Origin of the sequence: Flavobacterium chungangensis (assembly GCF_042654045.1) — a bacterium.
Taxonomy (GTDB): Bacteria; Bacteroidota; Bacteroidia; order Flavobacteriales; family Flavobacteriaceae; genus Flavobacterium; species Flavobacterium chungangensis.
Genome location: NZ_JBHSFY010000001.1, coordinates 677,329 through 701,769, shown reverse-complemented (window position 1 = coordinate 701,769; position 24,441 = coordinate 677,329). Strand labels below are relative to the sequence as shown.

Below are 24,441 nucleotides of genomic sequence, written 5' to 3'. Positions count from 1 at the left end.
CATTAAAATCAGAGTTGTTTTATCTTAAAAAATACAGTTCCATTGGTCAATTAAAACAAGAGATTATTGAGTATATTAATTATTATAATAATGACAGAATAAAACTTAATCTAAAAGCAATGAGCCCGATACAATATCGAGCTCATTATTATAAAACTTAGTTATTAATTTGTCTAAACTTTTGGGTGCACTCTAATTCTAAAGTCTGCCTTTTTTCAGTTTCAACAAGCGCATTCTATTTTCAATCCTTGCTTTTCGCCTTTTGTGCGTTCGGTTGCATATCCGTCGATTTTCCACCATTCTAGTCCACCAATTAGTTCTTTTACTTTAAAACCTAATTTCGTCATATTTAAAGCTCCTTTTGTTGAAGCGTTACAGCCAATTCCGGTGCAATATGTCACATAGAGAATATCTTTATCTAAATGACTTGTAGTTTCTAAATTCATTTCGCGGTGCGGAATATTAACTGCATTCGGAATATGTTCTTCATCGTATCCAAAAGCTCTTCTGGCATCGATTACAATTATTTTCTCGCCATTGTTTAATGCTTCAAATAAATCAGACGGATCCATTTCAAAAGCTAGTTTGTTTTCATAATGTTTAATTTGTGCTTCCATGTTGTTTGCGTTTTGATGTTTTACTTTTCCAAAAGTAGCCGAACATCAAACATCATAAAAACGAAAAGAATTCATCAAAAGCATTACTTTTTTTCATGCAAAAGCCAGTCTAAAATTTTGTTACTTTGCGTATTAATTCTTCAAAAAATGGAAATACGCCACTTAAAATTGATAAAAGCAATTGTCGAAGAAGGAAGCATCACAAAAGCGATCGACAAACTTCATTTGACACAATCGGCTTTGAGTCATCAGCTTAAAGAAGCAGAATATCAATTGGGAACAGCCATTTTTTTAAGAACAAATAAAAAACTAGTACTTACAAAAGCAGGCGAAAAAATCTACGAACTGGCCAATGAAATCCTGAACAAACTTGCCGAAGCCGAAACTCAAATCAAACAAATGGTCTTTGGCGAACAGGGCGAAATCCGAATCAGTACCGAATGTTTCTCGAGTTACCATTGGCTTCCTTCCGTTTTAAAGCAATTTCATCTTTTATACCCAAATGTCGAATTGAAAATAGTAGCCGAAGCAACTCATATCCCGTTGCAAAAACTTCTAGAAAACACAATTGACATTGCCATTGTAAGCGATCAGATAAAAGACAGCAATATAAAATATCAAGAGCTTTTTCAGGACGAAGTCGTAATGGTAGTTTCTGAAAATCATGCTTGGGCAGATAAAAAATATGTCATTGCAGAAGATTTCATCAATGAGCATTTTATAATACATTCGCTTCCTTTAGAAACCGTTACTATTCATCAGTTTCTTTTGGCTCCAGCCAAAGTAAGTCCGAAGAAAATAACTCCAATGCCATTAACCGAAGCTTCTCTAGAAATGGTAAAAGCCGATATGGGAGTCATGTCGATGGCAAAATGGGCATTTACACCATATTTAAAAACCACTTCGCTAAAAGCAGTAAAAGTTGGAAAAAATGGTTTGAAAAGAAAGCACTTCATTGCAACACGCGCCAATGAAAGTTATCCTGATTATTTTAATCATTTCATCAGCTTTTTACAAAACGAAATCAACTTGCAATGGAATATTCAATAAGAAACTGCGAAATCACAGACTTGCCTAAACTATTGGTTTTAATTGAAAAACATGCCGAATTTGAAAAAGCTGAATTTTCTCCTGAAGGAAAAGAAAAAGGTTTAAAAAATGCTTTATTTGGTCCAAACCCAAAACTATATTGTTTGGTTGTGGCTACAGAAGAAACCATTGTCGGTTATGCCTCTTATACTTTTGATTTTTCAACCTGGAATGCACAAAACTTTCTTTACATGGATTGTTTGTTTTTGGAAGAAGAAACAAGAGGTTTTGGAATTGGCGAAATCTTAATCGAAAAACTAAAAGAAATCGGAAAACAAAACAATTGTGTCAACATACAATGGCAAACTCCAGAATTCAACAAAAGAGCTATTAAATTTTACAATAGAATGGGCGCAAAAGGAAAAGACAAAGTCCGATTTACTTTAACTTTGTAAATCTTTTTTGTTTCACGCAGATTCAGCAGATTTTTCAGATTTAAATAATTATCTGCGGATATCAGCTTAAATCTTTTTAAATCTGCGTGAAACAAAACCTTTGAACCTTTGCAACTTTGTAACTTTGTAACTTAAAAGAAAAAAATGACAAAAATTAGTATACTTGGATGTGGCTGGTTAGGACTTCCTTTAGCAAAAGCATTAATTGCAAAAGGAAATTCGGTAAACGGATCTACAACTTCAGAAAATAAACTTTCAATTTTAAAAGATGCAGGAATAAATTCGTTTTTAGTAACTGTTGAAAGCGAAAGTGTTTCTGAAAATACCACTAATTTTTTAGCGGAAAGCGAAATCTTAATCATAGACATTCCTCCAAAATTAAGAGCAAACCAAAGTTTCTCGACTCCGCTCGAAATGACATTTGTAAACAAAATCAAGAATTTGATTCCGTTTATAGCAAAATCAACGGTGAAGAAAGTCCTTTTTGTAAGTTCAACATCAGTTTATGGGGATGAAAATGGTTTGGTAACAGAAGAAACGAGTCCAAATGCAGATACTGAAAGTGGTAAACAGTTAGTTTTAGCTGAAAAGCTTCTTCAAGAAAATCAAAACTTCGACACTACAATTCTGCGTTTCGGCGGATTAATTGGTGAAGATCGTCATCCTGTAAAGTTTTTAGCTGGAAAAGAAAACCTAGACAATCCTGATGCTCCAATCAATTTAATTCATCAAAACGATTGTATTGGCATTATTGGCGAAATCATAAATCAATCCAAATGGAATGAAGTTTTTAATGCCGTTGCCCCTTTTCACCCAACAAGAGAAGACTATTACACTCAAAAAGCTATAGAAATGAATTTGCCAGAACCAAAATTCAGTTCTGAAAAATCCAATATTAAAAAAGTAGTTTCTAGCGAAAAGATCGAAAACTATTTGAACTATAAATTCTGTTTAGACAATTATTAAACCCTAAGATATCAGGCTTGGGAAACTTGAATTACTAATTTAAACTTAAAGTGATATAAATACATCTTATTGAGGCCATTAAAGACGCATCTATAAAACATTTTTGCAAAAAATTTTAAAGCGAAAATTATGTCAATAGAACACAAATCATTTTTGTTTAACACGTCGGCCTTCACAAAAGAATTATCAGAAATCATTCTTACTGCCGGAGAAACAGATAACGAAAAATTGCTAATTTCTTTTATAAACCAAAATTTAAACGATTTAAAGTCGCCTTATTCGGGAGAAGAACTTACATCCGCATGGATAGAAGAATTAGAAACCGAAGATATTCAAGAACTAGCAGATTTTGCAATGACAAAATATTATAATCCTGATGAAGAATTAGGATTATCTTATAGCTGGGAATTATTATTAGAGTCATTTGATGAATTAGACCTTAAGTTTAATAATGAATATTATATACTTGGCAAATCATTAGATTCTGAAAACTTTACTTTAGACCCAGGCAGAATGGGACTTGGTTTTATTGACTCTCAGCAAATTTCTAGCATTCATAAAGAACTAATAAGTTTAAAACAAAACTTCATCAACATCTTTGAGACTGAGAGCTTAGACAAAGAAGTTATCCAAGCTTATGAAGAATTAATTGAGATTTACGAAGAAGCCAAAGAATCAAACTGTGGACTATTAATGACTTTTTAATTGATTATTTATGCTTCTAGACTTAACAAAGTCCGAGATATATTATTTTTCACAAGCCTTCGACTTCGCTCAAGGTGACGATCGTTTAAAGCGTTGTACAAAAACTTAAATTAGTTACACGATTTAAAAAAACTTTGCGAACTTTGCAATTGACCTTTGCTTCTATACGGTTATAACTCAAAAATCATGGAAACAGTTTTCATCAATTCGCCTCTCGGAATTACCAAAATCATTGGAGATGAAAACGGTATTTCGGTAATTTCTGTTTCCGATGTGGGAACAAATGAAGTTTCTAAGGAAATTCCAGCCGTTTTACAAGAAGCCGTTTCGCAATTAAATGAATATTTTGAGGGGAAAAGAACCGATTTTGATCTTAAACTAAATCCGAAAGGAACCGAATTTCAGCAGAAAGTTTGGAAATGTCTTTTAGAAATTCCTTACGGAAAAACGGTTAGTTATATGGATCAGACCAAGAAATTGGGCGATGTAAAAGCAATTCGCGCTGTAGCATCAGCAAATGGTAAAAATCCGCTTTGGATTGTCGTTCCCTGTCACCGCGTTATTGGAACAAATGGGTCTTTAACTGGATATGCTGGCGGATTGTCACGCAAAAAATGGCTTTTGGAACACGAATGTCCGTCTGCACAACAAAGTTTATTCTAATGATTTTCAAATAGTAAGAATTTTACGCATATTTGTAAAACATAAAAATACAAGTCTAATTATCTAATATCTAAGAAGTCTGAAAAATGATTGAAAAAGTAAACCTCAATAACATTTTATTTCTTGATATAGAAACCGTTCCCGAAGAAGAAAGCTTCAATTCGCTTGACGCGGAGATGCAATCGCTTTGGGATTTGAAAACACAATATCAGCGAAAAGACGAATTTTCTCCAGAAGAATTTTACGAACGCGCCGGAATCTGGGCCGAGTTCGGAAAGATAATCTGCATCTCAGTTGGCTTTTTTACCATCAAAGGAGACGTTCGAAATTTTAGAGTGACTTCTTTTTTTGGTGAAGAAAAGAAAATTTTAAAAGACTTTTCGAATCTGGTTAACAATCATTTTAATCAGCCTCAGCATTTGCTTTGTGGGCATAATTCAAAAGAATTTGATATTCCGTTTATTGCCCGAAGAATGATCATCAACCAAATGCCCATTCCCGACAAATTGAATTTGTTCGGTAAAAAACCTTGGGAAATTCCGCATCTGGATACTCTTGAATTATGGAAATTTGGCGATTACAAGCATTTTACTTCTTTAAAACTGCTAACTAAGATTCTTGGGGTTCCATCGCCAAAAGGCGATATTGACGGAAGCCAGGTTGCTCACGTCTATTATGTCGAAAAAGACATTGATCGAATTATTACATATTGCGAAAAAGATACCATTGCTGTTGCGCAGGTTTTTCTTCGATTGCGCAGGGAGGACTTGTTAATTGATGAAGAGATTATTCATGTATAGGTTAAGGTACAAAGGGTCAAAGTTGCAAAGGAATAGAGGTTTAAACTTATAATCTTTAATTTTTTTAAATGAATCATTCTGAAATTTCACATTATCGTATGGCTTCTCAGAAGCTTTATCAGGAAAATCAATGTTCTCCTCAAGAAATTGTAAAGCATTTTGGTGCTATGCAAGCTCAAGATTATGCTATGGCAAAATGGGCAATTGGTTCTCGTTGTAGTTCAAGCGAAAAAGAAATAGAAGAAGCCATAAATTCAACTCAAATTATTCGAACTCATATTCTGCGCCCAACTTGGCATTTTGTTTCTCCCGATGATATTTATTGGATGCTCGAGCTTTCTTCGCCACAAGTAAAGCGCCTTTTTGCTACAATGGCTAAAGAGCATGGTTTTGATGAAAAGAAATTCGATCAGGTCAATGCCGCAATAGAAAAACTTCTAGCAGGAAATAATCATTTAACACGAGAAGAAATCATGCAGGAACTTAACATTCACAAAAAAGCTGGAGATTTATCCCCTGTTATTGTAATGATGAATGCCGAATTGGATGGTTTGGTTTGCAATGGTAAAATGAAAGGCAAACAAATTACTTATGCGCTGCTGGAAGAAAGAGTTTCTAAACCAAAAACCAAATTGTCAACAGAAGAAGCATTAGCCAAACTTGCCTTACGCTATTTTGAAAGTCATGGCCCAGCAACAGTGCATGATTTTTCATGGTGGTCAGGATTTCCTGCTACAATATGCAAAAAAACAATTAACGCAATAGTGTTGCAATTAGAAAATATTACTATTGATAATCAACAATATTGGTTCAAAAAGGGGCTAAGAGATGAGGGAAATTTTCGCGAAGGCGTACATTTTCTTCCTGCTTTTGATGAAATTTTAATTTCGTATAAAACACGCGATGCTTCTTTTAACACTGAACATCAATCGAAAGTTTTTACCAATAATGGCATCTTTAAACCCATAATTGTAGAAAACGGAAAAGTAATCGGAATCTGGAAACGAACCATAAAAAAAGATCACGCCAAAATTGAAACGGAATTTTTTAATGAAACCGAAAGTTCAAAAAAGGAAATTTTGTTTGAAGGAATTAAAGCTTTTGAAACCTATTTGGAAACCAAAGTTGTGATTGAATAGTCCATTTTAAAAAATATATAAATTAGATTTCGCCCCGCTGCGGCTTTTTAATTATTATCTGATCGATTTCTATAAATATTTCGCTCTTCCAGAGCTATTTCACATGACTAGAATTCAAAAAGAGCTCTGGAAGAGCGAAATATTTATAGCAAATGAAATTTCCCTATTTCAAAAAGCCCCAACGAAGCGACTTATAAACTCAAATTACCGTTTCATTATATAAAATCTTTATGCTTATTATTGCTAAATAATTACATTTACAAAAAATTACAATTATGGTATTAAGCAGATTTTGGTTAGCGATTTTTATTTCTTCGATTGTTTTTATTGTAGTCAGTTTGTTTACTGCCAACACGTATACTATTGATTCTATTTTGAATGGAAAGAAAGACGATCCAATTTTGGTTTCTGAAAAATACGTTGAAGAACTTCCTGCTTTCTTAAAAGACAGCATTAAAAAAGCGCCAGATCAGACCATGATTATCAATCGTGATACGCTTAATGCCGACACTACTTATGTTTACAAAAACAAAACCGTAAAAATTTACAGCGGACTTCAAAAATCTGATGGTTTATTGCCAACTTGTAAAAGCACTTTGGTCGATTTAATTTTGCCTCTTATCGCCTATTTAGCTTTTTTCTGCGGTTTGATGGAGCTTTTAATCGTTTCTGGAGCTTCAGGAAAATTGGCCAAAGCTTTGAGTCCAGTTTTTGTGAAAGTTTTCCCGAGCATTCCTCAAAATCACCCTTCAATATCGTACATGACTTTGAATTTTGCTGCCAATTTCTTGGGATTAGATTCGGCCGCAACGCCATTCGGATTGAAAGCCATGGAAAGTTTACAGGAAATAAACCCCGAAAAAGACAAAGCGAGTGATGCGCAAATCATGTTTATGTGTCTTCATGCTTCTGGTTTGACTTTAATTGCAACTTCAATTATTGGTTACCGTGCTGCGGCAAACGCCAGTAATCCTGCCGATGTTATGCTGCCTTGCATTATAACATCTTTCATCGGAACCATTGCGGCTTTCCTGATTGTTGGAATCAAACAAAAAATCAATTTTAAAAGCGCTTCGCTTCTTATTGGTTTGATGGTCCTGATTGCTGCAATTGTAAGTTTGCTGATGTATGTGAATCACTTGGACTTAATCGGAAAAAACTATTTTACTTCTAACCTTTCTGGATTAATCTTAATTGCCATTATTGCCTTTACCTTGATTTTCTCATTCATACATGAAAAGAAATTCAAAGAGGCAGAAACCACTGTTTTCGACACTTTTGTAGTTGGCGCCAATAACGGAGTTAAAACTGGAGTTACGATTTTTCCTTATGTTTTAGGAATGCTGGTTGCAATCTCACTATTCAGAAACAGCGGTTTATTCGAAATTATCAGCGATGCAATCGGATTTGTCTTTTCGAATTTAGGGGTAAGCAAAGAAATTACTAATGCCTTGCCAGTTGCGATGCTTCGTCCATTTAGTTCTGCAGGTTCAAGAGGTTTCCTAATTGATTCGATGAATACTTTTGGAGCCGATTCTCTAACAGCAAGATTAAGCAGTATTTTCCAATGCAGCGCTGAAAGTACGTTCTACGTAATTGCGGTTTATTTTGGATCTGTAAATATCAAAAACACTCGTTACGCTTTGGGCACAATGCTATTGGTAGATTTAATCTGTGTAATTACAGCCATTTTTGTAGCGACTTGGTTTTTTTAAAAAATTAAGAACATTATTTTCTCCTTAAAAAAACCACTTTAAATACCTTTATTACAAAGCATAAACACTAATTAATTAAAGTTTTAAAAGAAGCCTTGAAAGTAATTAAACTTATTTTTCAAGTGCTTCTTTTTCTTTTTTCTTCAAAAAAATCTCATAATTTTATACTTTAGAGGTTTCGCTAGAATTAAAAAAACAATTAAATATCTCCCCAAAGATGAAAATCCACACTCTATTTTTCTCCCTACTTATTTTTATCGGATGTCAAAAAACAAAACCTACAGATGCTGCGCCACCTATAGCAGAGATAATTGAACCACAAGAGACATTAGAGGTTTCTGCTGATGAAAAGATTATTAAAACCGATACTGTAGCCATTTACACGGACGGAACAGAATCTTCTACAGATTTTGTCCTGGCGCATTTGGTAGATCAGCAAGCAGACAAGGACAGTATAGTTACGGTAAAATACCGATTAGACTTTTATCAAAATAAAACCAAAACAGCATCTTCTAAAGTTGCTATAAAAGGTTTTGAGAAAGGTTCTGAGTGGACGGCTTCTTACGGATTAACATCTGAAACTTCTAAAAATTCGCCATTCATACAAATCACCGTTGGATTTCCTGCTTGTGGTTACTCGCATGACAACTACTTGTATTATCTAAAAAACAGCGGATTACAATTGGTACACCAATGGAGCTCTATGACCGACAGCGGTTGGGGAAGCTGGGTTGAAATCGTAAATCCTTCTACCAAATCTGAACCAAAATCCTTTTATTGCAAAACTGTTGCGTTTATACCTGCAGACGAAGATGAAAACATGGACATGGGCATCCTTAAGCACTCAGACTCCATAGCTTTCGAATTAAAAGACAATAAATGGAAAAAGATGTTGCTGTCTGCCAAAGACAAACCATACTTTGAAAAAAAGATGACGTTTGATCAATTTAACGCTGCTGAGTAAAAAACATCTGCAGAAGAGTCCTAATTCAAATTCTTTCTTAGGTAAATAATTTCTAAATTTGTAAAAAAACAAAACAATGATCGATTTTATATACCAAGATCCTTATCCGATCTTAAAGGATGATACGCAGTATCGCAAAATCACTTCTGATTTTGTGAAAGTAGAACAATTTGGAGAACGTGAAGTTTTAACCGTTGACCCAAAAGGTTTAGAATTATTGGCTGAAGAAGCGTTGACAGATGTTTCGTTTATGCTGAGAACAACGCATTTACAGAAACTAAGAAAAATTCTTGACGATCCAGAAGCAACAGACAACGATCGATTTGTAGCTTATAATTTGCTTCAAAACGCTTCTGTCGCTGCCGAAGGTCAGTTACCGAGCTGTCAGGATACGGGAACTGCGATTGTAATGGCGAAAAAAGGCGAAAGCATTTTTACTGGTGTTGATGATGCAGAGTGGTTAAGCCGTGGTATTTTTAATACGTATCAAAAAAGAAATTTACGTTATTCTCAGATTGTTCCGATTTCGATGTTTGAAGAGAAAAATTCAGGATCAAATCTGCCAGCACAAATTGATATTTATGCTAAAAAAGGATCTTCTTACGACTTTTTGTTCATGGCAAAAGGTGGAGGATCTGCAAACAAAACATACTTATACCAACAAACAAAGTCTTTGTTGAATGAAAAATCATTGGATGAATTCATTCGCACAAAAATCAAAGATTTAGGAACTTCTGCTTGTCCTCCATATCACTTAGCTTTAGTAATTGGCGGAACTTCTGCTGAAGCCAACTTAAGCGCGGTTAAAAAAGCTTCTGCTGGATATTATGATCATCTTCCAACTTCAGGAAACATGGCGGGCCAAGCTTTCCGTGATTTTGAATGGGAAGAAAGAGTTCAGAAAATTTGTCAAGAAAGTGCTATTGGAGCGCAATTTGGAGGAAAATATTTCACGCATGATGTTCGCGTAATTCGTTTGCCACGTCACGCAGCTTCTTGTCCGGTCGGACTTGGAGTTTCTTGTTCGGCAGATAGAAATATCAAAGGAAAAATTACTAAAGACGGAATCTTTGTTGAACAGTTAGAAGTAAATCCAAAGCAATTTTTACCAGAAACAGCTCCACATTTAGAAGCTCCTGTAGAAATTGATTTAGATCAGCCAATGGCAGATATTTTGGCTAAATTATCTCAATATCCAGTTAAAACACGCTTAAAACTAAACGGAACTGTAATTGTTGCCCGAGATATCGCTCACGCAAAAATCAAAGAATTATTAGACGCTGGAAAACCAATGCCAGAGTATTTCAAAAATCACCCAGTATATTATGCTGGTCCAGCTAAAACTCCAGACGGAATGGCTTCTGGAAGTTTCGGACCAACAACTGCTGGACGTATGGACGTTTATGTAGATGAATTCCAGAAAAATGGCGGAAGTATGATTATGCTGGCAAAAGGAAACCGTACCAAACAAGTTACTGATGCCTGCAACAAATATGGCGGATTCTATTTGGGTTCTATTGGAGGTCCTGCTGCGATTCTGGCTCAAGATAATATCTTAAAAGTAGAAGTTGTTGACTTTGAAGAATTAGGAATGGAAGCTGTTCGTAAAATCACTGTTAAAGATTTCCCTGCTTTTATTATTACCGACGATAAAGGAAATGATTTCTTTGCTAACTTATAGAGGTCTTTGCCGCAAAGGCACTAAGCCACAAAGTTTTTTATAAAAATAAAGCTATCCCTAATGGATAGCTTTATTTTTTTCTTCTCTTTAAAAAACATCTTTGCGTCTTAGTGCCTTTGTGGCAAAATAACTACGCGCTTATGTCTTGTTTTTCGAAGGCTATAAAATGAGATATTTCGCCTTTCAGGTTATAAACTGGCGAAGCATCGATTTTACATTTATACGTCTGACCGTTTTTTCTATAATTCTCGATGGTTTTGGCAAAGGGAATCTTCTTTTTTACGGCATCTCTAATTTCCTTTAAATCCTTTTCTGAAGTTGCTGGGCCCTGAAACATCTTAGGCGTTTTTCCTAAGATTTCTTCTTCTTTGTAACCCGTCATTTTTTTTATTCCGCTTGACGCGAAAACTATTTTCAAATCTAAATCGGTTATTAAAACCACTTCATTTTTGATTCTTTCTTGAATATTGAGCGTTTTTTCATCCCAGATAAACTCATCTGAGATTTCGCTTACCCTTTTTAAATCAGTACTTAATGCTTTTAGCTCGTTTAGATATTCGTAGTGAAAATCCCAAGAAAGAATTGGAACTGAATTTCGCTGTAACGGATCGTCGGAATTTCTATTTTTCATACAAAATCAATTCAGAAGACAGATATCATCTTTTTACTCAAAGATAGCAGAAAAATCTTGCTATTCATAATCTAGACCTTATTTTAAACTTTTCAAAATTGTTATTAAAAAGTAAATTTTAGCTGTACTACCACCGCTTTTTTCACCTCGTTATTCAAATTGCTCAACGAAATTCCGAGCAATCGTACAGAATCTTTCATTTTTTCCTGATACAATAATTCCTCAACGTTTTCCATAATCAGACTTTTATCAGAAATAAAATAGGGCAGCGTTTTACTTCTCGTCTGTTGTGAAAAATCGCTGTATTTGATTTTGAGCGTGATCGTTTTTCCAGAAATGTTATGCCTTTGAAGACGTTTCTCTAGCGAAGTTGCAATACGCTCCAACTGCTGCATCATAAAAATCTCCGAAGACAAATTCACATCAAAAGTATGTTCTGCAGCAACAGATTTGGTAATTCGTGAAGATTTTACTTCGCTATTATGAATGCCTCTAACCACGTGATAATAAAATGTTCCCGATTTTCCGAAGTGCTTTTCTAAAAACTCTAGAGATTTGCTTTTCAAATCGGTTCCAGTAAAAATTCCGAGCTGATACATTTTTTCTGTAGTTACTTTTCCAACTCCGTAAAATTTACGAATGGGAAGATCCTCCAGAAAAGCTTCTACCTCGTCGGGATTTACCGTTTTTTGTCCGTTTGGTTTGTTATAATCGCTGGCAATTTTAGCTACAAATTTATTGACCGAAATTCCAGCCGAAGCGGTTAACCCTACTTCATTAAAAATTCTTTGTCTAATTTCCTGTGCCAAAAGGCTTGCGCTAGGATTTCCTTTTTTGTTTTGAGTAACGTCCAAATAGGCTTCGTCAAGCGAAAGAGGCTCGACTAAATCGGTATAATCATGAAAGATTTTATGAATTTTGGATGAAATTTCTTTGTAACGATCAAATCTCGGTCTGACAAATATAATTTCTGGACAGTATTTTTTGGCCAAAGCCCCACTAAGAGCGCTTCGTACACCAAACTTTCTGGCTTCGTAACTTGCAGCCGAAACTACACCGCGATTTTCAGAACCTCCAACTGCAACCGGTTTGCCTCTTAATTCTGGATTGTCCATCTGTTCTACCGATGCGTAAAATGCATCCATATCAATATGGATAATTTTGCGATATGTTGGCGTTTCAGACATTTTGCAAATTTACTGAGGAAAAATAATAAAAAAGTATTGTAAGTAGTTATAAATCATATCAATTTTTAAAGAATCTGAATTCGATGAGTTCAAACCAATTATTCTTTCTATTTTTGTTCTTCTACTCGAAAAATTAAATAATGCGAACATTTGTTATAGGTGACATTCATGGCGGATTACTTGCACTTGAACAAGTACTAGAGAGAGCCAACGTTACCACAGAAGATACCCTAATTTTTTTGGGCGATTATGTTGACGGCTGGAGTCAGTCTGTTGAAGTAATCGACTATTTGATTGATTTAAAAAGCAAACAAAACTGCATCTGCATACGAGGAAATCACGATCAGCTGGCTTTGGACTGGCTCGAAAACAGACATGATGATTTTGACGAAGAAATGTGGTACAAACATGGCGGAAAAGCTACGGTTGAAGGTTATGCTAAAATTTCTGAAGAGAAAAAGAAAGCGCATATCGAATTTCTAGAAAATCTTCAGGATTTCTATCTTGACGACCATAACCGTTTGTTTGTTCATGCTGGCTTCACTAATTTAAATGGTGTAAAATGGGAATATTTTTCTAAGCTATTTTATTGGGATAGAACCCTTTGGGAAACAGCACTTTCATTAGACCCCAAATTAAAAGAAGACGATTTACACTATCCAAAAAGATTTACCGTTTATAAGGAAGTTTATATTGGTCACACACCCGTTACCCGAATTGGAGAAACTGTTCCTGTCAACAGAGCTTGTGTCTGGAATGTAGATACAGGCGCAGCATTTAGAGGTCCCCTTACTATTTTAAATATTGACACTAAGGAATACTGGCAAAGTGAGCCATTAAACGAACTCTATTTTAACGAAAAAGGTAGGAATTAATTTATTTAAATTTTACATTTGCTACCCAAATAATTAATATTAAATTTTTATGAAAAAGGTTATTACACTTGTATTTTTAGTGACATTCGGATTTGTTAATGCTCAAGAAGCTTTTAAAGGAAAGGGAGATATTAAAGTAAACGTAGGAGCTAATTTACAAGATGGTGGTTCTGGAATTCAAGGTTCTGTTGATTTTGGTTTAGGAGAAAATTTCTCTTTTGGTTTTGTTGCTAACTACATATTAGGATTTGATAATTTTAACGGTTTCTACCACGGTAGTACAAATCCTTACCGTGATGCTGAGCCAGATTTCTCAGATCGTTTTGATGCAAAAGCAAGAATCAATGCTAACTTATCTAGCGTAATAGGCGTAAAAGAATTGGACGTTTACCCTGGATTAAGTTTAGGTTTACATAATTTTGGAGCTCATGTTGGTGGTCGTTATTTCTTCACAGACGGATTTGGTGTTTTCACAGAAATTGGATTCCCAATTGCAAAATATGGCTCAAACAATGATCCTTTTTATCATTTAAATAATCAAGCTACTTTTAGTTTAGGAGCTTCATTTAATTTATAGTTTTTAAAGTTTCTAAGATACTGAGATCCTAAGTTTTTAAGATTTTGAAAAAGAAAAACCGCCCAAGTAGGCGGTTTTTTACTTTTTTATAGTATTATTAATATTTTATTTTTTAGCGAATTTCTTAACGATTCTTTTTGCACCGTTGTTCAATTCTATAAGATAAATTCCTGTACTTAATTGACTTACATCTATAGGGCTTTCAGAAAGTTCACCATTACTAATTTGCTGACCTAAAACATTTGTAATTCTAAATGTATATCCTTTATTATTTAAAAATGAAACATTTAAGTCATTTGCAACAGGATTTGGATATAATAAAAATTCAGAATTTTCATTCGTCTCTATCAATCCCGCAACAAGTTCTTCATTCACAATTGCTCCTGAAGCTGTTATGTTTATCGAATAATCTTCGACTTGTCCATAAGAAAAACTTTCGCAAGATGTTGGAACTCCATTGTATTTCATAGAAACTCTAAGTCTTGTTGTTCCAAGAGTTGCCGTTGCCGGAATTGTAATAGTTCCAGATGCCGAAGTTGCTGTTGATGTAGCTTTTGTCCAAACCGTTTCACCAGAATCGGCAAAATCACCATCTTGATTGTAATCTATAAATACAGCATATCCTTCACTGTAAACTGTAGATGTCCAGCTTGGTGTGATCGTAATTGTATATGCAGTTCCTCTTGTTGCATTTGTCGAAATTGAGGTGTAATTTTCATAACCCGCTGTTCCTGTAGATGTATTATTGATTGTTCCAAATACAACTTTACCAATTCTTTCGTCTGCTGTACTATTACCCTGAGATGTACAATATGCTAGTCCGGCAGAAGTAGTTGTAACATTTACCGTATTACTTGCTGCTGAAACATTTCCTGCTGCATCTTTAGCTTTTACACTAAAACTATAAGCTGTTAATGCTGTTAAACCAGTTACAGTGTAACTTGTTGTTGTAGACGAACCTTTTAATGTTGTTCCTTGGTAAATGTCATAACCTGTAACAGCAACATTATCTGTTGATGCTGTCCACGATAAATTAGTTGTTGTTCCTGTAGTACCTGAAGCTGCAAGACTTGCTGGAGCTGTAGGAGCAACAGTATCATTAGAACCTACATAAGCAGCGCCAATACCTACTGCATAAAAAGCATTGGTTGTTGCTATAACTTCAGCCGAACCTGCACCATACAAATCTATTGCAGATTGTATTCCTGATGTCCTTGCATTTGCATAAGTAGAATTTGCGGTTAAATACACACTTTCTAAACGATAGGCAATTTTTGCCGCTTTATCGATAGTTATACCAGTCACATTATAGGTGCTTCCAATATCATTTGTTCCTGATTTACCAACTGATAAAATATAAAACCAATGATTCAGAACTCCTGAATTAGTATGAACGCCACAATAATCATTACTACTAGTTGGCGTACAGCTTTGGCTCACCCAATTGGTTCCTCCATAAGTATCTGGTTGCCCCTCAGATTTTGGATTACTCATAGAACGCAAAGCAAGATGCCCTGTTCTTCTTTCGATATCTTCTCCCACTAACCATGTCGATTTTGTTGGTGCAGCACGGTATTCAATACAAGCTCCCCATATATCAGAGAAACCTTCATTCATTGCCCCCGATTCTTTTTGATAAGCAAGATTTGCTGTATAAGTACAAACCGCATGTCCTATTTCATGTCCAGCAACATCAAGTGCCGTCAAGATATCAAATCCTCCAGTTCCTGTTCCGTCGCCATAGGTCATAACGCTTCCGTTCCAGAATGCATTATTGTTATTTGGATATCCAGCAGCTACTAAATTGTAGTGAACATAACTTCTAATTCTTGCTCCGGCATTGTCATAACTGTTTCTTCCATGAACAGCAGACCAATAATCATAGGTCATTTCAGCACCCCAATGTGCATCTAATGCTCCATTATCTTTATTTGTATTATTATACTCTGCAGCTGTCCAATTATTGTCAGCATCGGTGAAATTGGTTGTTGGGTATGTTGCTGTTCTGGCAGAATTATAGGTTTGAATTCCATTTCCGCGAGTTCCATCAGATAAAATATAAGAAGATCCACTTAGAGTAGTCTGAATAGTTTGAGTTCCGCTATAACGTGTCGCTGCATTTGCCGAAACAATGGCAACTTTTGCATTAGATGCTTCCTCTTGCTTTGCTTTCGCAGATTCCAATTTCCCTCCGTGACTATGTCCTCCAAGGTGTTTTATTGTAGCATTATAAAACAAAACATTTCCGGTTTCAGCATCGATATAGAGATCACCTCTGCTCAACGGATTCGTAGCATAGATATCAAACTTATAAGCCAATCGAACTTTGTCTGATTTTCTATCCTGTCCTTGTTCTTCCATATCTGGTAATAAAACCAATTCCCCTTTTGGTTTTTCATAATCCATTGCAGCAGCATCTTCGGGTTTTTCCCACAAGTATTCTTTTGCTCCCGTGTAAGCAATCGCTTTAGCAAATGCATCCTGACTTGATAATTTTGGAGTAGTTTTTACATTATTAAAAGCATAAAACTCACCATTCATAGAAACCAATTTGCCTTCTTTAGAATGTAATGTATAATTGGCAAATTCTACTTTAATTCCTTGTTCATACAACTGAAACTTTTCATGAGTAAACCCCTCTCTATCTGATTCGGTTCTAACTTTCAAAAAAGACTGATTATCTTTTAGTCCAAGTTGCTCTTTAAAAACAGTATTGTAATCTGTTCCCTTGTAGGTAGATTTATCACTAAAGGTGATTAGACTCGGTTGTCCATTTTCTGATAAATTTTTCTGACTTATCCGCTTGTCTGTATTCTGAGCAAATACAGGCGCTGAAAATGTAAGAATAATAACGGCTGATGCCATAATCTTGGGTAATTTTCTTTCCATAATAATGTGGTATTTAATTTTGGTTAAATGGATTACAAACAAAATATTTAATGTAGGTAAATACTTTATTTTTGTGTAAAAATATTTTATTTATGTTACATAATCGATTAAATATGCCGTTAATCGATAAAAAGCAACATTTTTTACATTAATTCCATTTTTATTTAACAAACCATAACAATCTCGTAAGAAAATGCCTTAAAAAATAATTATTTGATTGATTAATAACCACTTATATTTAAAAATAAGTTTTGAATCTGATATAATTTATTAATATCAATAGCTATAAATCCTTTAATTAATTCCTACAAAAAAGGCCAGCTCTTTTAAAAGCTGACCTTGATCGGTTTTTTAGAAAAAAGTATGATTGCCGCAAAGGCACCAAGTCACCAAGTTTTTTTTAAGGCTAAACCGCCTTTTGGGGCGGTTTTTTATTTTTCTCCTTAAAATTACTTCGAGTCCTTGTGCCATCATGGCAATTTCTTTTAAATCGACATCTCAGGAATTTCTCCTTCAATGATTAAATCGGCTTCGGTTGAGGCGATGATATGCTCGACTGAGATGCCTGGCGCTCGTTCTAAGAGCTTAAAACCTTTTTCGGTTACTTCTAGAACCGCAAGCTCTGTTACAACCTTTCTAACGCATCCTACGCCAGTCAATGGCAAAGTGCATCTTTTTAAGATTTTTGACTCTCCTGCTTTGTTTACGTGCATCATGGCAACGATGATATTTTCGGCGGAAGCCACCAAATCCATTGCGCCCCCCATTCCTTTTACCATTTTACCTGGAATTTTCCAGTTTGCGATGTCTCCGTTTTCAGAAACTTCCATCGCTCCTAGAATTGTCAAATCTACTTTTTGGCTACGAATCATTCCAAAACTGAAAGCCGAATCAAAGAAACTTGCACCCGGAAGTGTTGTAATAGTTTGTTTTCCTGCATTGATCACATCCGCATCTTCTTCTCCTTCAAAAGGAAATGGTCCCATTCCAAGAACTCCATTTTCACTTTGAAATTCAACTGCTATATCCTCTCGAACATAATTTGCGACCAAAGTCGGAATCCCAATTCCAAGATTTACGAAATAACGGTCTTTTACTTCTTTTGCAATTCGCTTTGCTATATCTTCTTTACTAAGTGCCATAGTTTTAATGTGTCTTTTTAATGCGTCAATTAGTCAATTTGATAATAAGATAATTCTATACGCAATCCTAAATTAATTATCTAATTGACTCATTTTCTAATTATCTAATAAAATAATTCCAGACTGCTTTTGTGATATCTGCAATTATTTTTTCTGTGTCTTCTTTCTTCTCTGTAATATCCTTTAAATAAACAGAAACAATAAGATGTTTTCCATTTGGAAGTTTTACAATTCCAATGTCATTCATTGCAACTCTCAAATTAACATCATTCGTTCCAGAGATGCCAGTTCTATGTGCCAATTTTGTTCCTTCAGGAAGTCCAGCTTTCATCCAAGTAAGACCTCTTGAGGTTTCAACCATTATCTGATATAGATACTTTGTTGTTTCTTCTTTTAGAACTTCACCTTTAAAAAACTTCTCAAGCAATTCTGTTGTTGCTATCGGAGTGGTAGTGTTGATATACAGGTTTTTCCAGGTTTTCATTTGGTCCTCGTTCACTTTAATAACGAAATCCTTGATTCCCTGTTCATTTATAAACTTCTGAATGTACTTTGTACCTCCAACTAAATTAATCAAAATGTCGCATCCATTATTATCACTGTGCGAAACCGTATATCGAAGTATTTTATCCAAAGTCAAGTTTACATTTCCTTCTGGATAATCTTCTTTCATCGGGCTCCACGTATCTTCCTTTAAATCTTTCTTTTTTACGAAGATTTCCTGCGTAAGATTGAGCTTGCCTTCATCAACTTTATGCAAAACTGCCAAAGCAATATGAAATTTAAACACGCTCATCATTGGCATTTTTAAATTTCCGTTAATGCTCAAAGTGTCTTTGTCTTCAATGTTTTTTATTGAAACTCCGACCGTCGCATTTTTACTTGAAATGATTTGCTGCAATTGATTTCTAAGTTCATTCGTGCCTTGAGCAAAAACCTGAAACGATAAGAACGAAAAAAGAGCTATACTAAATCTAGTCATATTTTTAATGTGTCAATTAGTCAATTTGATAATTAGATAATTCTATACGCAATCTAAATTAATTATCTAATTGCCTCATTTTCTAATTATCTAATTTCTAGCTCTTACAGTTCGTTGTTCAATTCGCTTTTCAAATTTTTCTCCTTGAAAGATACGCTGTACCATAATTCCAGGAATATGAATCTGATTGGGGTCTAAGGCACCAACAGGAACCAACTCTTCTACTTCTGCAATTGTGATCTTTCCTGCACCCGCCATACAAGCATTGAAGTTTCTAGCTGTTCCTTTGAAAATCAGATTTCCAGCTTCATCGCCTTTCCAAGCTTTTACAATAGAAAAATCGGCTTTGAAAGCTTCTTCCATAATATGCATTTTTCCATTAAACTCGCGTGCTTCTTTTCCTTCGGCAACTTCAGTTCCGTAACCTGCTGGTGTAAAGAAAGCAGGAATTCCGGCCTGAGCTGCACGACAGCGTTCTGCCAAAGTTCCTTGAGGCGTTAATTCAACTTCCAATTCTCCCGAAAGCATCTGACGTTCGAATTCGGCGTTTTCTCCCACATAAGAAGAAATCATTTTTTTGATCTGCTTTTTCTGCAACAACAATCCCAAACCAAAATCATCTACACCTGCATTGTTAGAAATACAGGTCAAATCTGAAATTGATGTATTTACTAAAGCTGCTATCGTATTTTCCGGAATGCCACATAATCCAAAACCACCAAACATGATGGTCATGCCGTTTTGAATTCCTTCAATAGCTTCCTGAACGCTATTTACTTTTTTTGTTATCATAACAAACTATCTTTATTGCTGAATATTTTTGATAAAAATAAGATTTTTAGGTGGAATTATAACGATTTCGTAAAAATAAAACCAAAAGAAAAATCCCTTTACAAATCTTTTAGAAGAGTGGTAAAGGGATTGATATATAGTCAGATAAGGGTTATTGCAACAATGTTACAATTCAAACTCATCCGTATTTTGTTCGGTCTGCGTGGTATCTTTCACTATAACTGGCCTAGCATAACAGTCTACTTTTATAGAAAGGTTTGCTGGACGTTCAAATTCACCTTTAGAAACCTGAAGGGTTTTATCAGCATAACACTTTTTCATGTAATACCCCCAAACAGGCAAAGCTGCAGTTGCTCCTTGTCCGTAAGTCAAACTTTTGAAACGTGCTGAACGATCTTCACATCCAACCCAAACTCCAGTTACCAAGTTCGGTACCATTCCCATAAACCATCCATCAGATTGGTTTTGCGTTGTACCTGTTTTACCCGCAATTGAATTTGTAAACATATATGGATATCCTGTCCAACGATTATCTCCACTTCCGCCGCCCTGAGTACGTAAACGTACACCAGAACCACTTTCTGTAACCCCTTGAAGTAATTTGATTACCGCAAAGGCAATATCTTTATTTAAAACGTCGTGAGACTCTGGAATTGGTTCGTAAATAACCTCTCCGCTTTTGTTTTCAATTCTGCTTAAAAACTGTGGTTTTACATAAACTCCTTGGTTTGCAAATGTACTATACGCCGCAACCATATCTTCAACTGTAATATCTACCGCTCCTAATGCGATCGAAGGCTGAACTGGAATTTCTGTTTTTACCCCTAATTTTTTAGTCAATTCTACAACTGCTTCTGGACTTGTTCTATCAATTAATTTAGCAGAAACTGTATTGATCGAAGCTGCTAAAGCTTGTTTTAAAGTTACCATTCCGCGGTATCTGTAATCTGAGTTTCTTGGTTCCCAGTCTTCTGTTACATGATGACGTCCTTTATGGATCATGAAAGGTCCATCAAGAATAGAATCACATGGCGACATATTTAATTCTTCGATTGCTGTTGCATAAACAAAAGGCTTGAAAGTAGAACCTACCTGTCTTGCTCCCTGCCCTACGTGATCGTATTGGAAATATTTGTAATTGATTCCTCCAACCCAAGCTTTAATTGCTCCTGTTTGAGGTTCCATAGACATTAAACCGGATTGTAAAAAGTGTTTGTAATAACGAATAGAATCCAGTGGTGTCATAGTGGTATCTCTTTCACCTTTCCAAGTAAAAACGCGCATTTTAGTTTTTACTTTGAATGATGCAATGATATCTTCCTCGCTTTTATCCATATCTTTCATCTGAGCCCAACGAACAGAATTTTTCATTGCTTGCATGATGATTCTATCTGTCTCAGCTTGTGTAATATTTACGAAAGGAGCATTTTTATTGTTTTTTTGATCAATAAAAAACTGCTGTTGAAGGTTTTGCATGTGCGCAGCAACCGCTTCTTCAGCATAGGTTTGCATTCTAGAATCTATCGTAGTATAAATCTTAAGGCCATCTTTGTAAATATCGTAATCAGATCCATCCGGTTTTTTGTTTTCAGCAACCCATTTTTTCATGTAATCACGAAGATATTCTCTAAAATAAGTAGCGATACCTTCACGGTGGCTTTCCAATTTAAATTTCAGCGTAATTGGAAGAGCTTGAAGTCTTTCTTTTTCAGCTTCCGAAATCATTTTTGCTTTTGCCATTTGCGACAAAACTACATTACGACGGTTTTTTACACCCTGCGGATTTCTTACCGGATTGTACAAACCTGAATTTTTGAACATTCCGACCAAAATAGCCGATTCGTCAACTGTCAAGTCTTTTGGCTCTTTGGAGAAATAAGTCTGAGCGGCAGAACTTACACCAACAGAATAATTTCCGAAATCATAAACATTGCAATACATCGCTAAGATTTCGTTCTTTGTATATTGTCTTTCCAGACGAATGGCAATAATCCATTCTTTTATTTTTTGTACAATTCTAAAAGGTAAAAATTTCGATCCTTCACCATGAAACAACTGTTTTGCAAGCTGTTGTGTCAATGTACTCGCACCACCATTTGTTCCTAAACTAAAAACAGCTCTTAAAGTTCCACGTCCATCAATTCCTGAGTGGTCATAAAAACGTGCATCTTCAGTTGCGACAAGTGCTTCAACTAAATTTTTAGGCAAATCAGAATATTTAAGTTGCGATCTATTGGTCTTGAAATATTTACCAAGTACAACTCCATCAGAAGAGATAATTTCGGTAGCAAGGTTTGAATCTGGATTTTCTAAATCTTCAAATGAAGGCATAGATCCAAACAAACCCCAAGAAGCAAATAAGAAGAAGGCTAGAACTCCTAGTAAAGAGTAGGCAAAAACCCGCCAAAATTTCTTTTTATAATAATTAATATCCTTAACGTTTTTGGATTGATTGTTTTTTTTAGCAGCCATAACTATTTATCTAATCTTTTTGTTCTATTCTAAAACCAACGTCTGTAATTCCTTGCAAAGCTTCAACACCTGGAATTTTACCCGATTGTCTAACCGCTTGCTTGATGTGAACTTTGTATTTTCCTGTAAACTTCACATCTTCTTTGTAATAAAGCTTACTTTCTTTAATATCAGAAAATCCATTTCCTAACAATGTTCCATCTGGCTCTGCCATTTGGTATTCTAATGTATCCACTTTTGTGAAACCGCTTGGTGTTTCAAGAGCAACAATTAAAAATAAATTATTAAACGGATAATTATTATTGTCTCGTATGTTTACAAAGAGGTTGAACTTTTTTGTAGAATCTAAAACTGGCAGATCAAAGCTTACAATACTGTCTTTGTGCCAAGCACTTCCAACAGATTTATACTGATCAAATACTCTTTTTTTATCACAAGAAAAAAGAAGTATCGCTACCAAAAGAAGAATTCCGCTATTTTTTATTCTCATTTTTAGTATTCGTTATTGGTTTTCTAGGTTCAGCAACAGGTTTGTTTTCATTAGAATTTGGCTTATTCGGATTGTTCTTATTCGAACTATGCTTTTTCTTATGATTTTGCTTATTTGGATTATTCTGATTATTTGGCTTGTTTCCATTGCCATTGTTTGCATTACCATTGTTCGGATTACTATTTCCTGCTGGTTTAGCGTGGTTTACATTTTTCTCCTGCTGTGGTTTTGCTGGAGTTGCAACGGTAGCCGCCTCTGCATTTTGCTTGCGCTTGCGATTCGGTTTTTTCTTTCTTTTTGGCTGGTCAAAACGAGTTAAACTTTCTTGACCCATTGCATTATTAAAGTCTTTTTCTGGCTCTGCAATTACCTCAACAGCAAAATCTTCTAAAGAAGAAACTTTATTTTTCTGCTTATTTTCTGCAATAATTTCTTTTACCTGATCAATTTTTAAAACATGCCAGTTTGCGAAGTTGTTTGTATAAGCAAACCACATTAATCCTTTAAAAATATCTTGTTTTTGGCAAACAGCATCTCCTTTTTCTGTGATTAGCTTGGTATCGTAATCTGGAAAATCTTTTAATGCGTCCATGTAAGTATCTAACTCATAGTTTAGACAGCATTTTAATTTACCGCATTGTCCCGCTAATTTCTGCGGATTCAATGATAATTGCTGATAACGAGCTGCAGAGGTATTTACACTTCTGAAATCGGTTAACCAAGTCGAACAGCAAAGTTCGCGTCCGCAAGATCCAACTCCTCCTAAACGAGCCGCTTCCTGACGGAAACCAACTTGTTTCATCTCTACTCTAGTGCTGAATTCTTTAGCAAAATCTTTAATCAACATTCTAAAATCGACACGATCATTTGCTGTGTAGTAAAAAGTCGCTTTAGATCCGTCACCTTGAAATTCAATATCCGAAATTTTCATTTCCAGTTTGTGCTGAATCGCCAATTCACGTGCACGAACTTTCATTGGTTCCTCACGATCACGCGCTACAGACCAGATATCGATATCTTTTTGAGATGCTTTTCTGTAAATTTTTGGAACCTCATTACTTTCGTAATTCACTCCTTTTTTCTTCATTTGAATCTTTACCAATTCTCCTGTAAGAGTCACAATTCCAATATCATGTCCTGGCGAAGCAACAGTTGCTACAATATCGCCAATACTTAAAGTTAATTTCTCCGAATTTCTAAAAAATTCTTTACGTCCGTTTTTAAAACGAACCTCAACACAATCAAAAATCGCCTCTCCATTAGACGGACTCATGTTCGAAAGCCAGTCAAAAACCGTCAATTTATTGCAGCTATCGGTGCCGCAAGTCCCATTATTTTTACAACCTTTTGGTGCGCCACCATCTGAGGTTGAACAACTTGTACATGCCATAATTATATATGTAGTGCTGCCAGAATGCAGCTTAAGTTCATAAACGTTTGATCGGTAAAGATAGTATTTTTTTTATTTGGCTATTTATAGATTAATTGTAAAGGGTTGTTAAATAAAGATTGAGCCAATTTTTAAAAATTATAGTTTTAAAATTCTTTGTTAAAAATAACTTATTCTTCTCTGAATAAAAGGCTTATTCTGTTTGCTTTATGACTTATTGAGGTCGTTTTCAATAATTTTCAAAATTAATTTTGCAGATAATTTTTTAAAACCAAAAATT

23 protein-coding genes are annotated in these 24,441 nt (G+C 35.0%); 13 read left to right on the top strand and 10 right to left on the bottom strand.

Features of this window, described 5'->3' with window-relative positions:
• Nucleotides 1-14 precede the first annotated feature (14 nt).
• The gene (locus ACFO3N_RS03125; RefSeq protein ID WP_379795188.1) at nucleotides 15-161 is read left to right on the top strand and encodes an IS3 family transposase; all 147 of its coding nucleotides are present in this window, start codon (nucleotides 15-17) and stop codon (nucleotides 159-161) included.
• A 60-nt stretch (nucleotides 162-221) separates the two neighbouring features.
• On the opposite strand, the gene ACFO3N_RS03120 is transcribed toward ACFO3N_RS03125, so the two are convergent.
• The gene (locus tag ACFO3N_RS03120; RefSeq protein ID WP_379795184.1) at nucleotides 222-617 is read right to left on the bottom strand and encodes a rhodanese-like domain-containing protein; all 396 of its coding nucleotides are present in this window, start codon (nucleotides 615-617) and stop codon (nucleotides 222-224) included.
• Nucleotides 618-764: 147 nt separating this feature from the next.
• Here ACFO3N_RS03120 and ACFO3N_RS03115 point away from each other — a divergent pair, with 147 nt between their 5' ends.
• The 10 genes from ACFO3N_RS03115 (at nucleotide 765) to ACFO3N_RS03070 (ending at nucleotide 10,734) form a co-directional block, all read left to right on the top strand.
• A complete protein-coding gene (locus ACFO3N_RS03115) occupies nucleotides 765-1,667 on the top strand; it encodes a LysR family transcriptional regulator (protein ID WP_379795183.1) in 903 nt (300 codons plus the stop codon).
• Nucleotides 1,652-2,101: a GNAT family N-acetyltransferase gene (locus tag ACFO3N_RS03110; RefSeq protein ID WP_379795182.1), complete on the top strand. Its 450-nt coding sequence runs from the start codon at nucleotides 1,652-1,654 to the stop codon at nucleotides 2,099-2,101. The genes ACFO3N_RS03115 and ACFO3N_RS03110 overlap by 16 nt, the downstream gene beginning before the upstream one ends.
• A gap of 144 nt (nucleotides 2,102-2,245) precedes the next feature.
• Nucleotides 2,246-3,067, top strand: coding sequence for an SDR family oxidoreductase (locus ACFO3N_RS03105; protein ID WP_379795181.1), 822 nt, complete (start codon nucleotides 2,246-2,248; stop codon nucleotides 3,065-3,067).
• Between the two features lie 129 nt (nucleotides 3,068-3,196).
• On the top strand, nucleotides 3,197-3,772 hold the full coding sequence (locus ACFO3N_RS03100; RefSeq protein ID WP_379795180.1) for a hypothetical protein: 576 nt from the start codon (nucleotides 3,197-3,199) through the stop codon (nucleotides 3,770-3,772).
• A gap of 186 nt (nucleotides 3,773-3,958) precedes the next feature.
• Nucleotides 3,959-4,435 carry a methylated-DNA--[protein]-cysteine S-methyltransferase gene (locus ACFO3N_RS03095; RefSeq protein WP_379795179.1) on the top strand — a complete coding sequence of 159 codons (477 nt, stop codon included), beginning with the start codon at nucleotides 3,959-3,961 and terminating at the stop codon, nucleotides 4,433-4,435.
• An 86-nt stretch (nucleotides 4,436-4,521) separates the two neighbouring features.
• The gene (locus ACFO3N_RS03090) at nucleotides 4,522-5,235 is read left to right on the top strand and encodes a 3'-5' exonuclease (RefSeq protein ID WP_379795178.1); all 714 of its coding nucleotides are present in this window, start codon (nucleotides 4,522-4,524) and stop codon (nucleotides 5,233-5,235) included.
• Nucleotides 5,236-5,303: 68 nt separating this feature from the next.
• Nucleotides 5,304-6,374, top strand: coding sequence for a winged helix DNA-binding domain-containing protein (locus ACFO3N_RS03085; RefSeq protein WP_379795177.1), 1,071 nt, complete (start codon nucleotides 5,304-5,306; stop codon nucleotides 6,372-6,374).
• 275 nt (nucleotides 6,375-6,649) lie between these two features.
• On the top strand, nucleotides 6,650-8,089 hold the full coding sequence (locus ACFO3N_RS03080; RefSeq protein WP_379795176.1) for a nucleoside recognition domain-containing protein: 1,440 nt from the start codon (nucleotides 6,650-6,652) through the stop codon (nucleotides 8,087-8,089).
• A gap of 217 nt (nucleotides 8,090-8,306) precedes the next feature.
• Complete coding sequence (locus tag ACFO3N_RS03075; RefSeq protein WP_379795175.1) at nucleotides 8,307-9,053, top strand: hypothetical protein; 747 nt, start codon at nucleotides 8,307-8,309, stop codon at nucleotides 9,051-9,053.
• A gap of 76 nt (nucleotides 9,054-9,129) precedes the next feature.
• Nucleotides 9,130-10,734 carry a fumarate hydratase gene (locus ACFO3N_RS03070; protein WP_379795174.1) on the top strand — a complete coding sequence of 535 codons (1,605 nt, stop codon included), beginning with the start codon at nucleotides 9,130-9,132 and terminating at the stop codon, nucleotides 10,732-10,734.
• 130 nt (nucleotides 10,735-10,864) lie between these two features.
• Here ACFO3N_RS03070 and ACFO3N_RS03065 read toward each other — a convergent pair whose 3' ends face one another.
• Both ACFO3N_RS03065 and dinB read right to left on the bottom strand, forming a co-directional pair.
• On the bottom strand, nucleotides 10,865-11,365 hold the full coding sequence (locus tag ACFO3N_RS03065) for a PAS domain-containing protein (protein ID WP_250834750.1): 501 nt from the start codon (nucleotides 11,363-11,365) through the stop codon (nucleotides 10,865-10,867).
• A gap of 104 nt (nucleotides 11,366-11,469) precedes the next feature.
• Complete coding sequence (dinB, locus tag ACFO3N_RS03060; protein WP_379795173.1) at nucleotides 11,470-12,552, bottom strand: DNA polymerase IV; 1,083 nt, start codon at nucleotides 12,550-12,552, stop codon at nucleotides 11,470-11,472.
• A gap of 140 nt (nucleotides 12,553-12,692) precedes the next feature.
• Here dinB and ACFO3N_RS03055 point away from each other — a divergent pair, with 140 nt between their 5' ends.
• Both ACFO3N_RS03055 and ACFO3N_RS03050 read left to right on the top strand, forming a co-directional pair.
• The gene (locus tag ACFO3N_RS03055) at nucleotides 12,693-13,427 is read left to right on the top strand and encodes a metallophosphoesterase family protein (RefSeq protein ID WP_379795172.1); all 735 of its coding nucleotides are present in this window, start codon (nucleotides 12,693-12,695) and stop codon (nucleotides 13,425-13,427) included.
• A 49-nt stretch (nucleotides 13,428-13,476) separates the two neighbouring features.
• Nucleotides 13,477-14,004, top strand: a complete 528-nt coding sequence (locus tag ACFO3N_RS03050) for a DUF6646 family protein (RefSeq protein WP_379795171.1) — start codon at nucleotides 13,477-13,479, stop codon at nucleotides 14,002-14,004.
• Between the two features lie 105 nt (nucleotides 14,005-14,109).
• Here ACFO3N_RS03050 and ACFO3N_RS03045 read toward each other — a convergent pair whose 3' ends face one another.
• The 7 genes from ACFO3N_RS03045 to ACFO3N_RS03015 form a co-directional block, all read right to left on the bottom strand.
• The gene (locus ACFO3N_RS03045; RefSeq protein ID WP_379795170.1) at nucleotides 14,110-16,893 is read right to left on the bottom strand and encodes a M4 family metallopeptidase; all 2,784 of its coding nucleotides are present in this window, start codon (nucleotides 16,891-16,893) and stop codon (nucleotides 14,110-14,112) included.
• A gap of 485 nt (nucleotides 16,894-17,378) precedes the next feature.
• Nucleotides 17,379-18,035 carry a CoA transferase subunit B gene (locus tag ACFO3N_RS03040; RefSeq protein WP_379795169.1) on the bottom strand — a complete coding sequence of 219 codons (657 nt, stop codon included), beginning with the start codon at nucleotides 18,033-18,035 and terminating at the stop codon, nucleotides 17,379-17,381.
• Nucleotides 18,036-18,135: 100 nt separating this feature from the next.
• Nucleotides 18,136-19,017 (bottom strand): class A beta-lactamase, subclass A2, encoded by an 882-nt coding sequence (gene bla / locus ACFO3N_RS03035; protein ID WP_379795168.1) that lies wholly within the window; start codon nucleotides 19,015-19,017, stop codon nucleotides 18,136-18,138.
• Nucleotides 19,018-19,107: 90 nt separating this feature from the next.
• Nucleotides 19,108-19,809: a CoA transferase subunit A gene (locus ACFO3N_RS03030; RefSeq protein ID WP_379795167.1), complete on the bottom strand. Its 702-nt coding sequence runs from the start codon at nucleotides 19,807-19,809 to the stop codon at nucleotides 19,108-19,110.
• Nucleotides 19,810-19,974: 165 nt separating this feature from the next.
• A complete protein-coding gene (locus ACFO3N_RS03025; RefSeq protein WP_379795166.1) occupies nucleotides 19,975-22,281 on the bottom strand; it encodes a penicillin-binding protein 1A in 2,307 nt (768 codons plus the stop codon).
• Between the two features lie 10 nt (nucleotides 22,282-22,291).
• The gene (locus tag ACFO3N_RS03020) at nucleotides 22,292-22,771 is read right to left on the bottom strand and encodes a gliding motility lipoprotein GldH (RefSeq protein WP_095930250.1); all 480 of its coding nucleotides are present in this window, start codon (nucleotides 22,769-22,771) and stop codon (nucleotides 22,292-22,294) included.
• Nucleotides 22,755-24,161, bottom strand: a complete 1,407-nt coding sequence (locus ACFO3N_RS03015; RefSeq protein ID WP_379795165.1) for a PSP1 domain-containing protein — start codon at nucleotides 24,159-24,161, stop codon at nucleotides 22,755-22,757. The genes ACFO3N_RS03020 and ACFO3N_RS03015 overlap by 17 nt, the downstream gene beginning before the upstream one ends.
• Nucleotides 24,162-24,441: the final 280 nt, after the last annotated feature.